Source organism: Candidatus Methylacidiphilales bacterium (assembly GCA_028713655.1).
Lineage (GTDB): Bacteria > Verrucomicrobiota > Verrucomicrobiia > Methylacidiphilales > JAAUTS01 > JAQTNW01.
In genome coordinates this window covers 99,273-112,676 of sequence record JAQTNW010000004.1, presented here as the reverse complement: position 1 = coordinate 112,676, position 13,404 = coordinate 99,273, and the positions used below count along the sequence as shown (strand labels likewise).

General features: G+C 55.2%; 13 protein-coding genes. 6 read left to right on the top strand and 7 right to left on the bottom strand.

Going from position 1 to position 13,404, the window contains the following annotated elements; all coding sequences use genetic code 11:
- Positions 1–776, top strand: a 776-nt coding sequence (locus tag PHD76_02575) for a peptidyl-prolyl cis-trans isomerase (protein MDD5260709.1), incomplete at its 5' end; no start/stop codon positions are given.
- Positions 777–790: 14 nt separating this feature from the next.
- Entirely contained in the window at positions 791–2,170 is a 1,380-nt protein-coding gene (locus PHD76_02570; GenBank protein ID MDD5260708.1) for an MBL fold metallo-hydrolase, read from the top strand.
- Between the two features lie 149 nt (positions 2,171–2,319).
- On the opposite strand, the gene glsA is transcribed toward PHD76_02570, so the two are convergent.
- Positions 2,320–4,158 (bottom strand): glutaminase A, encoded by a 1,839-nt coding sequence (gene glsA / locus PHD76_02565; GenBank protein MDD5260707.1) that lies wholly within the window; start codon positions 4,156–4,158, stop codon positions 2,320–2,322.
- Between the two features lie 318 nt (positions 4,159–4,476).
- Here glsA and PHD76_02560 point away from each other — a divergent pair, with 318 nt between their 5' ends.
- From PHD76_02560 to PHD76_02545, 4 genes are all read left to right on the top strand, one after another.
- On the top strand, positions 4,477–4,821 hold the full coding sequence (locus PHD76_02560; GenBank protein MDD5260706.1) for a hypothetical protein: 345 nt from the start codon (positions 4,477–4,479) through the stop codon (positions 4,819–4,821).
- A 175-nt stretch (positions 4,822–4,996) separates the two neighbouring features.
- Complete coding sequence (locus tag PHD76_02555) at positions 4,997–5,620, top strand: serine protease (protein MDD5260705.1); 624 nt, start codon at positions 4,997–4,999, stop codon at positions 5,618–5,620.
- An 89-nt stretch (positions 5,621–5,709) separates the two neighbouring features.
- A complete protein-coding gene (locus PHD76_02550) occupies positions 5,710–5,952 on the top strand; it encodes a type II toxin-antitoxin system Phd/YefM family antitoxin (protein MDD5260704.1) in 243 nt (80 codons plus the stop codon).
- Positions 5,949–6,212, top strand: a complete 264-nt coding sequence (locus PHD76_02545; GenBank protein ID MDD5260703.1) for a Txe/YoeB family addiction module toxin — start codon at positions 5,949–5,951, stop codon at positions 6,210–6,212. Before PHD76_02550 ends, PHD76_02545 begins: the two co-directional genes overlap by 4 nt.
- Before the next feature lie 323 nt (positions 6,213–6,535).
- Here PHD76_02545 and PHD76_02540 read toward each other — a convergent pair whose 3' ends face one another.
- The 6 genes from PHD76_02540 to uvrB form a co-directional block, all read right to left on the bottom strand.
- Entirely contained in the window at positions 6,536–8,404 is a 1,869-nt protein-coding gene (locus PHD76_02540) for a potassium transporter Kup (GenBank protein ID MDD5260702.1), read from the bottom strand.
- A gap of 94 nt (positions 8,405–8,498) precedes the next feature.
- Positions 8,499–8,936, bottom strand: a complete 438-nt coding sequence (locus PHD76_02535; GenBank protein MDD5260701.1) for a biopolymer transporter ExbD — start codon at positions 8,934–8,936, stop codon at positions 8,499–8,501.
- A 17-nt stretch (positions 8,937–8,953) separates the two neighbouring features.
- A complete protein-coding gene (locus tag PHD76_02530) occupies positions 8,954–9,454 on the bottom strand; it encodes a biopolymer transporter ExbD (GenBank protein ID MDD5260700.1) in 501 nt (166 codons plus the stop codon).
- A gap of 46 nt (positions 9,455–9,500) precedes the next feature.
- Positions 9,501–10,286 (bottom strand): MotA/TolQ/ExbB proton channel family protein, encoded by a 786-nt coding sequence (locus PHD76_02525; GenBank protein ID MDD5260699.1) that lies wholly within the window; start codon positions 10,284–10,286, stop codon positions 9,501–9,503.
- A gap of 190 nt (positions 10,287–10,476) precedes the next feature.
- On the bottom strand, positions 10,477–11,130 hold the full coding sequence (locus tag PHD76_02520; GenBank protein MDD5260698.1) for a peroxiredoxin-like family protein: 654 nt from the start codon (positions 11,128–11,130) through the stop codon (positions 10,477–10,479).
- A 1-nt stretch (position 11,131) separates the two neighbouring features.
- Positions 11,132–13,174 (bottom strand): excinuclease ABC subunit UvrB, encoded by a 2,043-nt coding sequence (uvrB, locus tag PHD76_02515; protein MDD5260697.1) that lies wholly within the window; start codon positions 13,172–13,174, stop codon positions 11,132–11,134.
- Positions 13,175–13,404: the final 230 nt, after the last annotated feature.

Genomic DNA, 13,404 nt, shown 5'->3' with positions numbered 1-13,404 from the left:
CCAAACGCGGTCAGAAGGCCTATGTATTCGCCAATATCTTTTTCCAGGCCTACGACACCAAGCAGCCCGTACCCGATGTCAGCGCAGAAGTCCGGAAGCAAGCCTTGGAGGTCAAAGCAACCGCCGCCTTCACACGTACCGAATCCGTCATCGACAGCACAAAGGGAAAGGCGCTGGCGGATCTGGCCTATACCCTGAATCCGCAGATGCCGGTCAGCGACTATCAACAGGTTGATGACGGGTTTATCGTCCTGCATCTTCTCTCAATCACTCCCAGCCAGCAAAAATCATTCGATACAGTCCACAGCCAGGTGGAAACCGATTACTTGAATTTCCTCACCGTCTCGAGGGTGCAGGAACAGGCCAAAAGCGTCGCACAGGCCCTGAAGGCGAGCCTCGCTCAAGGCAAGACATGGAAGGATGCCACGGCACAACTCGGACTGAAACCCCAAACCCTGCCGCCGCTGGTTCCGGCAAAAACCGATGACCAGAAATCATCGCCGCTGGCGCAAGCCGCATCAGGTTGGGCCGCAAAAACCAAACCGGGTTCAATCAGCGATCCGGTCCGGAGCCCCTCCGGCGCCGCCATACTGTATCTGGCCGCGCGGGAAAATATTTCCGAGGCCGAACGCGCCCTGTTGCAGCTCACCCTTCGCCCCCAACTAGAACAGATGCGCCAGGAACAAGTCTTGAACGATTGGATCTCAGGCCAGTTCAAAAATGGAAAAACCAACATCCCCCCCGAAGTGCTGGGATTGAACCGGAATAATTCCTGAAATGGTCCGGGTTGATGGCCTCACTGCAGAATCTGACGCGAGACAATGAGATAGGGGCCAATTCCTATCTCCTCACTCTGGGTAAAACCAGGATGGTGCTGGATGCGGGCATGCATCCCAAAAAATCCGGCTTCGAAGCCCTGCCGAATCTGGACTGCATCGACCGGAAAAAAATCGACGCCATCTTCCTCAGCCACGCCCATCACGACCACGTCGGTTCCCTGCCCCTGCTCATGCAGCGCCATCCGGACGCCAGGGTTTTCATGAGCGAACCGACGTATTTCCTCGCCGATCCGCTCCTGCACAATTCGGTCAATGTCATGAAACGGCAGCGCGAAGAGCAAGGCATTCGTGAATACCCGCTTTTTAGCCACGGCGATCTCCAGGCCCTGACGGAAAGGTGGCAGGCCTGCCAACTCGAACACTATTGGTCCATCGAAGGATTTCCCATCGATCCCGGCGACTCCTACAACTGCCGGTTCCGATTCTTCAATGCCGGCCACATTCTCGGCGCTGTCATGACGGAGATCGAATGCGGAAAAAAGCGGGTGCTCTACACCGGCGACATCAGCCTGCATGACCAGACACTTGTAAAAAAGGCCGAGGTCCCGAAAGGGCCGTACGACCTCATGATTGTCGAAACGACCCGCGGAGGCCAACCCACCCCGGCAGGTTTTTCCAGAAAAAAAACAGAGCAGGAACTGGTTGCGGCCATCCAGGCCACTTTCGCCAGGGGCGGCGCGGTGTTGATCCCGATTTTCGCCATGGGCAAGACCCAGGAAATCACCACCCTGCTCCACCAGGCGCAGCGCCGGGGGGAATTGCCGGACAGCACCCTGTTCATCGGCGGCTTGGGCAAGGTCTTTTCCCAGGTGTACGACCAGTTGGCGGGACGCCCGGAACGATTGCTGCCCAACCTGCAGATCCTCGAAGACATCCGTCCGCAGGTCTTTGATTTGAGGAAATCGATCGGGTTCAAACCCAAGCGCGGCCATATTTATCTCCTCCCCTCGGGTATGATGACGGAACAAACCACTTCCAACATCGTGGCCCAACATTTCCTTGCCCGGGAAAACGACTCCGTTTTTTTTGTCGGTTACACCGACCCTGATTCCCCCGCTTCACGCGTCCGCCACACCCCGCGCAACGAGCGCGTAGTTGTCAACAATTTGTCAGGCGACCAACCGGTGCGCTGCGAAGTCCGGTATTTCGACTTCACGTCGCACGCCGTGCGCGAGGATTTGCTGGATTTCATCCTGCGGGTCCATCCGCGCCACTGCGCCCTGGTGCATGGCGACAAACCGGCGCTCGAATGGTTTTTCCAGGAAATCCGCAAGCAGGCGCCGGGCATCGATGTGTTCATCCCCGAACCGGGGAAGGAAATAGAGTTTTAAATGGATGAATATTCTCACACGACAACAAAGAAAGCGATTTTACAGAAAGATCGCGAAGGACGTTGAGACGAATGCAGAATTCAGAATGTAGAATTCTGAAGTAAAACTGAAAGCCGAACGCTGAAAGCTGACTGCCCGAGGTTCTGCTTTTACCGGTGAAGCGTACCGAGCTCAATATTGCTCTTGCGCATGCGGTGCGAAATAACCAGCGCCAGATTTCGCAGTAGCGTCACCAACACAGTCGGCCGACTGGCTGACAGCTTTTCCAGCGCATCCACCGTCAGAGAGAGGCATTCGACCTTCGTGTCCGCAGTCACATCCGCCGAACGCGGCAGGCGGTCCAGAACGGCCATCTCACCAAAAACCATTCCCGGCGAAAAGGTCGCCACGCGCCGCCTTTTTCCCGAAGGCAGAGGGATCCAGACGCTGACCGTCCCCTTCAACAAAAAGAAAAGAGCATCGGCCGGATCACCCGCTTTCACAACGACCTCCCCTTCCTTGAATTTACACTCTTTCATGTCCTCCAGCAGGACTGCCACGGCCTTGCGCTCCAGCCCTTTGAGAAGCTCGCACTCATGCAGCTCCACACGCTTGTCGGAAGGATTTCGGACGGCATAGCGGTCCAGGATCTGATTTTCACACCACTCCAATGCCAGATCGCCATCCTCCACAATGCGGAAGAGGGGCTGAGTCAGGTCGCCTTGCGCCTTTTTCAACACCTTGCCCAGCGTCGAAAGATGCTCCAGGCGCGTGAAGACAAGCTGGCGTCCGGCCTTGGAAAGCGCTGGCGCCAGATCAGAAAGGAGTCGCGCAGCGGCAAGGTCAACCGCCTCGACGTGTGCAAAATCCAGCAGGACATGGTCTGGCGCGGGTTCCGCATTCACAGCCCGCCGCACAACCACCTCGGTGGAGGTAAACGTCAACTCTCCCTGCATTTCGATCAGCATCAACTCGTCCCCATGTTCCTTCAGCGAGGCGCTCTCCCCGTCATTTCTTAACATGTTTGAGCCAACCTCGCTCCCCCGCAAGCAGCGCCGGATCACAGACCTCCCGGGACGCAGAACATGGAAAAGGTGCAGGTTGAACTCGCGTGAAAGCTCGCGGCACACCTCGATCCCCCGCACGCTGTTGCCATGCGTGTCCAGGCGCGGCGAAAAGACCCCGATGCCCAACTGTCCCGGCAACACCGCAAGAATGCCGCCCGCGACCCCGCTCTTGGCGGGCATGCCCACATTAAACATCCATTCGCCCGCCGCATCGTACATGCCGCAGGAGTTCATGACACTGATCATCTTCTCAACGTATTCGCCCATCACCGCGCGCTTTTGAGTCAGTGGATTGATTCCCCCGTTCGCAAGAGTGGCGGCCATGATTCCCAGATCACGACAATTGGCCAGGATCGAACACTGCATGAAATAAGCTTCGAGTGCGGGTGTCGGGTCATCCCCAATAATGCTGAAGTTTCGGAGCAGCCAGCCAATCGCCCGATTCCGGAAGCCGGTCTCGCTTTCCGAACGGTACGTATCGGGATCCACCTTCAGGGCTCTTCCGGCATAGCGGCCAAAGGCATCCAGAATCCGATGGATCTTTTGGTCCTGTGTCTTTCCTTCCACAAGGGCGGCGGTGGCAATCGCCCCGGCATTGATCATGGGGTTCGCTGGTTGGCCCGTACCGGGCCGCAGGCTGATGGCATTGAAAGCCTCACCGGAGGGTTCCATCCAGATTTTCTTGAGCACCTCGCTCTGGCCGTTGTCCTCCAGGGCAACCCCATAAACGAAGGGCTTGGAAATGGACTGAATGGTGAAGGTTTGATCCGTATCCCCCGCCGTGTAAATCTCTCCGTCGGCCGTCACCACACAGATCCCAAACCATTCCGGATTGGCCTTGCCCAATTCCGGGATATAGGTCGCCACCTCTCCCGAACGGTCTTGCAACAGCCTGGCATGGAGCTCTTCGAGGTATTTTTGAATGGGAGAAACAATTTTCATTTTTTAGCGAACCTTCCATTTATTTGCCGTTCAGTTTTCTGCAACTAGTGGTCATCCCAACGTATGGAACAAGCCCACTCTCGGCGGCTGTAAAGCCTGCAACAACGGACACTGTGCGCACAAAACCTCGAAAACGTAATAGTTTGGACATAAGGCGACTTTTGAAGCAACAAGCATGCCAAGGAGCTTGAAAGGCTGCATATTTTTAACCGCAGATTGTACTGATAGGCGCGCAAACCGAGTGGTGGGGCGAGCGCCATGTCGTCACACTTTTGACTCGCTCTTGCTCTAACATTCATCAATCATAACCCTGCCTGAATGAATCGGATCCCGGAACCCAATCTGCCTGCATCACGGGCATCATTGCCTGTTGGGTGCTCGGACCTTATCGACGCCTACAAAATTCGGATCGCTTCAAAACAAGAGCGTTCCCATTTTCTATTTAAAATTTCCGCCCTGCTGCACGATCCAGTGCTTTGCCAACTGGATCGGGAATTATTGCTCACTCGGGATCCAGACTTGCTGAAACCCCGCATTTCCGAAATTCTTCACCCCATCCTCCTGCCGAATCCCCAGCTCCAAGAACAGATCGGCTCGTCTGCCGATTTGGTGAACTCGATTTTTGATGTGGTTATGGCCAATTTACATGAAGAAAAAAACTGAACAATACCGCTCTATCACGCTGCTTTAAGCACTCCTACTGGCTGGTTGCGCACCGCTCGGCCAACCCCCCAAACAGGAACGGGACGATTCTTCAAGACGTGGAGCCAAAGAGTTCAGCACACAGTTCCCAAACATCGAACATGGCGGATTCTTTTTGTTTGCGAGCGACTCTCCTATGCACATTAACTTCTCCATCAATGGCAGCCACTGCATCTGGAAAATTGAAAGTCCGGATTGCCTTCTCGGTCTGGCAACGGGGATTACGCAAGATGGTTACCTCATTACCGCAGCCCACGCTGCAAAACCGCACTGCGGCGTCCTCGGCTGGATGGAGGGGAAGCTGGCAACGGCGCGCGCCCGCGTGGTTTATAAAAAATCATTCGGCGAACCCGGAGCGGAATTCGCAATTCTTCATATCGAGAATCACATCGACAATCCTCTGCGATTGGAACCCTTAAAGTCAGACCAAAAACAAGTTTATGCACTTGCCAGTGAGCTGGGCCCAAACGGCAGGCTGATTGTGCTTGCAGGCCAGATACTGAACCAGTCAAAAGTCGGCGCTGACGAAGGTATCTCAGTAATTTCAACAAACCTCCCAACGCAACCTGGGGATAGTGGTGGGGCTGTTTTATCACCCAATGGAAACTTGATCGGCCTGAACACGGGATTCAATATGCCGTGGCTTTCTTTCAAAGTCTTTCACACAGCCTGCGCACCAAGCAAAGAACTGGTAATGTCCATCATCGAACGGGATCGGCAGGAATCTAAAAAGTCCATGCCAATCTCTAAACCCAACTGAACACCCAGGCATACAGATCAGAAGAACAGGATTGTATCTGCAAAAAAATCTTCCTTGACTGCACGCACGCTATTGCGCACGCTTACATTATGCAGACGGTTACAGCCACGACAGCCCGCACCATCATTTACAAGCTACTTGATGAGGCCGCAGACTCGCACGAGCCCATCCAGATAACAGGCAAACGCAGCAATGCTGTTCTCGTCTCAGAAGAGGACTGGCGCGCCATTCAAGAAAGTCTGTATTTGATCTCCATTCCTGGGATGCGCAAATCTATTCGGGCAGGCCTTGCCACACCTATATCGGAGTGCGCCAAGGAGCTTGACTGGTGAGTTACCGCTTGGTTTTCACCAAACAGGCGCAGAAAGATGCAAGGAAGCTTGCAAACACAGGTTTGAAACACAAAGCACAGACGCTTCTGGATATAATTTCAGACAATCCATTCCAAAATCCCCCTCCCTACGAGAAACTGATCGGGGACCTTTCCGGCGCCTATTCACGACGAATCAATATTCAACACCGATTGGTCTATCAGGTTATTAAGGAAGACCGCATCGTCAAAGTCCTTCGCCTGTGGACGCACTATGAATAGATCAGAATGACACAGTGCCCTTGCCATCTTTTCATGAGCGTTATTCGTGTTCATCCACCTGTTCTGATGTGTTTCGGGGGCAAAAATGTGTTCCTCTGCGGCTCCGCGTCTCTGCGTGAGGACCCGCATTTCCAATCACCCTAACCCTGATGTTTCACACGCTTCTGAAAACCTCAGCAAAGTGTCCTGCTCCAAAGTCTGGCAGGAACAGGGATGCAGGAACATCCGGGTTACATAGCCTGCATATGCCCAGTACGTATCTTTCCGTTGTTACGTCCCGGCGCTAACAGGCTGACAATTGAAATGAGCATGAAATATGCAGGCTAAATCGTCATCTGCTCGCCCAACTCGACAACACGGTTGGCGGGAATCTTGAAGAATTTCGCCGGGTCCAGCGCGTTGCGGAACATGAAGACAAACAGGGGCTTCTGCCAAAACGGCAGCCGCGAGCGTCCCGCGCTGGAGGCGATCAATGTCTGGCGCGACAGAAAATACGTGGTCTTCATGGGCGCAAAGGAAAGCTGCTTGCATTCAATCGGCTGGAGAGCCTCGGGAACGTTCGGATTTTCGCGGAACCCGTAATGCAGGGTGATTTGATAAAAGCTTTCTCCCAGTTCCCTGACCTCGGCCCTTTCCCCCTGGACATACGGAACGGTTTCGGTCACTACCGTGAGGAACACGTTTGTTTTATGCAGAACCTTGTTATGCTTGTAATTATGGAGCAACGAACGCGGCACCGTCCCCGGATTCGACGAGAAAAAGACAGCCGTTCCCGAAACACGGTGCGGGCGGCTGCTGCGGATGTCGCGGATGAAATCCGCGCTGCCGATCATTCCGTCGCTCAACATTCGGCGCAGGAGTTCCCGACCCCGGTGCCAGGTGATCATGATGCCAAACAACACGGCGCCCACCAACAGCGGGAACCAGCCGCCGGTTGCTATTTTCAGGGTATTGGACAGGAAAAATGTAATATCCGGGATCAGGAAAGCCCCGGTCAGGCCCAGGGCAAGCCAGAGAGGCCAGCGCCAGATCATGCGGGTGACAAAGAAAAAGAGCACGGTGGTGACCATCATGGTTCCTGAAACCGCCAGGCCGTAGGCGTCGCCCAGCGCTGTCGATTCCTTGAAAGCGACGACAAGGCCCAAACAACCCAGCATGAGAACCCAGTTGACCAGGGGAATATAAATTTGTCCGATGGATTCGGAGGAAGTCTGCAGAATCGCCAGGCGCGGGCTGTAGCCAAGCTGGACCGCCTGGCTTGTGAGGGAATAGGTGCCGGTGATGATGGCCTGGGATGCGATGATCGTGGCCGCAGTGGCCAGGATCACCAGCGGAGTCAACGCCCATTTTGGCGCCAGCAAAAAGAAAATCTGATCCAGTGCCGAGGGATCGTGCAGCAGCAAGGCTCCCTGTCCGAAATAGTTCAGCACAAGGCCGGGCAGCACAATCCAAAACCATCCTTCGCGGATCACCTTGGCATTGAAGTGGCCCATGTCGGCATAGAGCGCTTCGCCTCCCGTGACCACAAGGAAAAGCGAACCCAGCACCCCGAAACTCATCCATCCATGCTTAAGCAAAAAACGAAAGCCCGCCCAGGGATTCAACGCCTGCAACACCTGCGGTTCGCTCCAAATATGGACGACTCCGAGCACTCCAAGCACGGCGAACCAGACGAGCATCACCGGGCCAAAGAAGGCGCCGATCTTGCTGGTGCCATGCTTCTGGCAGGCGAAGAGCAGAACAAGTATCACCAGCGACACCGGAATCACCCATGGGGCAAAGGATGGGTTGATTTCCTTCAAACCCTCCACCGCACTCAGAATTGATATGGCCGGCGTGATCAACGCATCCGCATACAAAAGACAGGCGCCGAAAATGGCCAGGACCAGGAGGGATGCGGCCAACTGTTTCCTGCCTTCGAGCTTTTCGCCCAACAAGGCCATCAAAGCCAGAATCCCGCCCTCATGCTTGTTGTCGGCCCGCAAAATAAACGCCAGGTATTTGATCGAGATGATGAAGATCAAGGCCCAAAATATCAGCGACAGCACCCCGATGATGGACTCGGCGGATATGTCGATGTGATGGGCGCCCTCGAAACATTCCCGGAACGCATACAACGGGCTGGTGCCAATATCTCCATAGACGATACCCAGTACCGCGATAAGCGCAGCGGCCGCACCTTGCCGTTTCATCCCGTTAGACATACAAAAATTTAGGTTAAGAAACGGATGGGTTATTTACGATGCTTGGATTTGCCCAGCCCACAGAAACCGACGCCACCCGCCCCTACTTCTTGGTGGGGGCGACATAGCGGAACGAAAGCTTTTTCACCTTTGCATAGGAACAAGCATCCAGAACCTGTATAAGCCGGGAATGTTTGGTCTGGCCGTCCGGTGAAATAATCACGGGTTGTTCGCCAAAAGTACTCGTGACCTCCTTCAGCTTGGCCCGCAGTTTCTCCAACTTGGCGTCACCCGGCTCTCCCATAGGCTGATCATTGAAACGGACGTTGTCCTCGGCATCGACCGACAAAACAATCGGTTGTTCCTGTGGCACGGGATTGCTCGGTGCAGCCTGGCCCGGTACCTTGATGCCCAGTTCGCCTTCCTTCGACGCATTGGCTCCGGCTCCCACCATGAAAAAGAGCAGAAGTACAAACATCACGTCCAGCATGGGCGCAATCTGCAACCCAAATTCCCCTTCTTCTGATCCGCCACCTGCCATTTGTGAAATCTCCCTGGTTATTTCGTGTTTTTATCCGGACTCTCGTCCGCCGCAAAGATCACATCCAGCACCCCGGCCTGCGCACAGGCCTTCATAATTCCGCTCACCCGTTCGTATGCCGTGTCCTTGTCCGCGCGAATGATCACGCGAAACCCCTTCCCCGGGGCCGAACCGGCGACCGCATTCTGCGCGGCGGATTTGATCAACGGAATGATGGAATCAGCATCGTCGTAATACCGGTCGTTGACCTTGATTTTGAAATTCAAACGCTCGACATTGATGATGAGCTTGCCGGCGCCTTCCTCTTTCTTTTGAGAATCCGTGGCTTTGGGCAACTCCAAATTCGCCGTCTGGGTGATCACCTCCGTCGTTGTCGTCGCCATAAAAAACAGCAACAGCACAAGCAGCACATCGACCATGGGCGCCACCTGGAATTCCATCTCCACGCTTTCCTCCAAACCGGCGGGCGGTCCCGGCAGTGCGTCACTCTGCATGAAGGCTGGATCTGCGTCGCTCATTCGGATGAAATTACAGGTTCAAGGCCGGGGTTGACTGTTAGGCCACTCAAACATTGCCTTCGCCCGGGCCTGCGGCTGTTGCAATCTGGAAGCCTGCCAACTGGGCATACGGCACATTGCGAAGCAGCGCCTTCAATTCCGTATGCACATCCGTGAAAGCCGAAGTGGACGCATTTTTGAAATAATAGAAGAAAATGAACGCCGGGATGGCCACCATCAAACCTGTGGCCGTGGCGATCAACACCTCGGAAATGGCGGTGGACAACCCCGTCATGTTTGCCACACCAGACTGTCCCAAAACGGCAAAAGCGCTCATCATACCCAACACAGTGCCGGACAACCCGATCATCGGCGCCACCACCCCGATGGTCGAAAGGTAGTTGTTTCGCGACTTCAAGCGCACGGAAAACTTCGCAAAATTTTCATTCAGAGCCTCCTCAACCGCATGCTTGCCCAAACCGATGACTTCCAGCGCCGGCCCGAGGACGCGCGTCAGGAAACAGGGGTTGGCCTGGCAGACATCATAAGCCATCTGATAATTGTGAACGGTAATCGCATCCCTCAGGAGCGCCGTAACAGCGGGCGGCGCCAACGCCTTGCCGCGAAGGCGGATGAACAACTCAATAATAAAGGAAATCATGATCACTGAAGCGATCAACAGAATCCACAACACCACTGCCTCGGCTGAGGGTTTGAAGAAAATGTCAACAAAAGTCACATTTTTCGCCTCGGGCTTGGCTGCGTCCTGGGCCGATAGCTGGCTGAGCATGCTGAAATAACCCAGCAGCAGGCCGCCGGCTTTAATGAATTTGGATAGGGTTCTGGATGTCATTCTGAATCGTATGTTAAGGGTTGCTTCCGGCCTTCAACTCTTTAAAGCCCCGGAATTGAGTTTGATAAGCTTTCCATCGGTCATTTGATCTTTTGAAAAAAAATAGAAGGCAAAAGCACAATTGCAACCTAATTAACAAAGGCATTTTACCTCCACCCGCGCCACTCAAAATTCACGCCGCGCGCTCCCTTCAATTCCCGCTCGGGCTGATATTTTCAAGGTCCAGCAGCCGCTTGGCCCGCTGTATCACATCGTCCCCGGATAAACGGCTGGAAATTCGCTCCGGCAGGAACCGGTCCTGTATCTTCCCGTCCCGACCCACAAAATAAAAGGCCGGCTGCGGCAATTCATGATGCGCTTCATCGCTGATGAATTCCAAATCGATGCCGTATCGTTTCAATTGCTGCCATTCCGTACCACTGACCCGATGCGCGATTCCAAACGCCCGGGCGGCAGTCATTTTGTTGTCGCTTAACAGCACAAACCCCGCCCCAAGGTCCGCCGCCGTCTCCTGGACCCGCGCCGGGCGGTCCGGCGACATGGCAAATATCTGGAAGCCCAACGATTCAAGCACGCCCTCGCTGTTGCGGAGTTCCTTCAACTGGCTCATGCCATAGGGACACCAATACCCGCGGTAAAAATAAAGAATCGATCTCAACCCGGTTGTCGCACGCTTGAGGCGGAAATTTTCATCCGACGGCGTTTTAACAAGCACATCCGGAACCGTTGTAACTTCCGGAACCGTTTCACCCCAGGCAACGGCGTCAAAGCCATTCAAAAGACATACGGCCGAAACCACCTTGAAAAGCGCGGTGAACTTCCTCCTGTACCAACCACCGGCCATTTCACCTGCCTCCGCCCACCGGTTTGCGGCCGCCTTTTTTATATCTCACCTGCCTTCCGGCGTTTCCCGGCTCTGCGGTGGCTCCCGACAGCATCGCCCGCAATTCCTGGATCTGGTCGCGCAGCAAGGCGGCGCGTTCATATTCCAGTTTTTCCGACGCCTCAATCATTTCCTCCTCGAGCTCGGCCAGGGTCATGGCCACATCCTCGGTTTCAGGCCCGCCAGCAAGGGGCTTCTTGCCGCCTCCCCGCACAATCGACCCCAGGCTTTCCTGAATCCCTCGTTGCGTCGAACGCGGAATAATTCCGCACTTTTGATTGTACGCAATCTGCCGGACCCGGCGCTCGCGCGTCACGTCGATCAATTTCTGCATCGACCCCGTAATGATGTCGGCAAAGAGAAACACCTGGCCGTTCACATGCCGGGCGGCGCGGCCTGCAGTCTGAATCAGCGACCGCTCGGATCTCAGGTAGCCTTCCTTGTCGGCATCCAGAATCGCCACGAGGGAGACCTCGGGAAGGTCCAGCCCCTCCCTTAACAAATTGATACCCACCAATACGTCAAAATCGCCCGCGCGCAAGGATCTCAAAATCTCCACCCGCTCGATGGCGTCCACCTCTGAATGGATATACTCCACCTTCAGGCCCGCTTCCCTTAGGTAGTCCGTCAGGTCCTCCGCCGTGCGCTTGGTCAAGGTCGTCACAAGAGTCCGCTCATGCCGTTCGGCCCGGAGCCGCGCCTCCCCGATCAACACATCAATCTGTCCCTGAAGCGGTCGAACACTGATCTGCGGGTCGAGCAGCCCCGTCGGGCGGATCACCATTTCCACCTTTTCAGCACCCGCTTTTTGCATCTCGTAATCGCCGGGCGTGGCCGAAACATAAATCGACTGCTTCATCAGCGATTCAAACTCCGCAAAGTTCAGCGGCCGGTTGTCGAGCGCCGATGGCAACCGGAATCCGTGCTCGACCAGCACGGTCTTGCGGGAACGGTCCCCGGCATACATCCCGCCGATCTGCGGCACCGTGGCGTGCGACTCATCGATGACGGTCAAAAAATCCTCCGGGAAAAAGTCGATGAGGGTGTAGGGCCGCGACCCCGGAGGCCGCCCGCTGAGGGGGCGCGAGTAATTTTCTATTCCGCTGCAAAATCCCATCTCCTGCATCATGTCGATGTCATAGGTGGTGCGCATTTTGATCCTCTGGGCCTCCAGATATTTTCCAGCTTTCTCAAATTCCGCGATGCGCCCGTCCAATTCCTCCTGGATGACCACGATGCCACGCCGCAATTTTTCGTGCGGGGTCACATAATGCCGGGCGGGAAAAATGACGGCCTTCTCAAGCGATTCCAGTACCTCGCCGGTCAGCAATTCAAAACGTGAAATGCGCTCCACTTCATCTCCAAAAAACTCAATCCGCAATCCGTCTTCCGAATAGCCCGGGACCAGTTCCACCACATCCCCCCGCGCGCGGAACGCGCCGGAACTGAGTTCGATGTCGTTCCGTTCATACTGCACATCCACCAACTTCGCAAGCAAGGCCTCCCGGCTCAATGCCTCTCCCACAGCCAGCGTAATCACCATGTTCCGGTAGTCTTCCGGCGAGCCCAGTCCGTAAATGCAGGAAACGCTGGCCACCACGATCACATCCCTTCGCGTCAGAAGCGAACTGGTTGCCGCCAGACGCAGCCGCTCGATCTCTTCATTGATGCTCGAATCCTTTTCTATATAGGTGTCGCTGCGCGGAATGTAGGCCTCTGGCTGGTAGTAATCGAAATAACTCACAAAATACTCGACCGCATTTTCCGGAAAAAACTGTTTGAACTCGCTGTAGAGCTGGGCGGCCAGCGTTTTATTGTGCGAAATCACCAGGGTCGGACGGTTTAGACGGGCAATGACATTCGCCACCGCATAGGTCTTGCCCGAACCGGTCACGCCCAGCAACACGTTGTGCTTTTCACCCGCCTGCAGCCGGTTGGCCAGCATTTCAATGGCCGCAGGCTGGTCACCGGCGGGTACATACGGGGCTTTCAGTTTGAATTGCATGCGGATGTGTGGAGACCTTCCAAGAAGATTGGCTTCAAACCGCAGAAGCGCAATCCTTGAAGCTGGTTTAGCGTAGCGCGGGCGTCCTCGCCTGCGAGTTGCGGCCTCCTCTCGATGCCACAGAACGCGGGGCGTGACCCCCCTTGAACCCGCAGCCGGGACGGCAACGCTACACCGCGGAACGCCGCCACTTGGACAGATCCGCCCATCAAATGTGTTTTGTCTTACTT

What these genes read in the sequence shown, in the direction of transcription:
- PHD76_02535 (MDD5260701.1), bottom strand. Translation starts at nt 8,936, where the DNA reads ATGGCAGGTGGCGGATCAGAAGAAGGGGAATTTGGGTTGCAGATTGCG.
- PHD76_02525 (MDD5260699.1), bottom strand. Translation starts at nt 10,286, where the DNA reads ATGACATCCAGAACCCTATCCAAATTCATTAAAGCCGGCGGCCTGCTG.
- PHD76_02555 (MDD5260705.1), top strand. Translation starts at nt 4,997, where the DNA reads ATGCACATTAACTTCTCCATCAATGGCAGCCACTGCATCTGGAAAATT.
- PHD76_02570 (MDD5260708.1), top strand. Translation starts at nt 791, where the DNA reads ATGGCCTCACTGCAGAATCTGACGCGAGACAATGAGATAGGGGCCAAT.
- PHD76_02550 (MDD5260704.1), top strand. Translation starts at nt 5,710, where the DNA reads ATGCAGACGGTTACAGCCACGACAGCCCGCACCATCATTTACAAGCTA.
- PHD76_02530 (MDD5260700.1), bottom strand. Translation starts at nt 9,454, where the DNA reads ATGAGCGACGCAGATCCAGCCTTCATGCAGAGTGACGCACTGCCGGGA.
- uvrB (MDD5260697.1), bottom strand. Translation starts at nt 13,174, where the DNA reads ATGCAATTCAAACTGAAAGCCCCGTATGTACCCGCCGGTGACCAGCCT.
- PHD76_02540 (MDD5260702.1), bottom strand. Translation starts at nt 8,404, where the DNA reads ATGAAACGGCAAGGTGCGGCCGCTGCGCTTATCGCGGTACTGGGTATC.
- PHD76_02560 (MDD5260706.1), top strand. Translation starts at nt 4,477, where the DNA reads ATGAATCGGATCCCGGAACCCAATCTGCCTGCATCACGGGCATCATTG.
- glsA (MDD5260707.1), bottom strand. Translation starts at nt 4,158, where the DNA reads ATGAAAATTGTTTCTCCCATTCAAAAATACCTCGAAGAGCTCCATGCC.
- PHD76_02520 (MDD5260698.1), bottom strand. Translation starts at nt 11,130, where the DNA reads ATGGCCGGTGGTTGGTACAGGAGGAAGTTCACCGCGCTTTTCAAGGTG.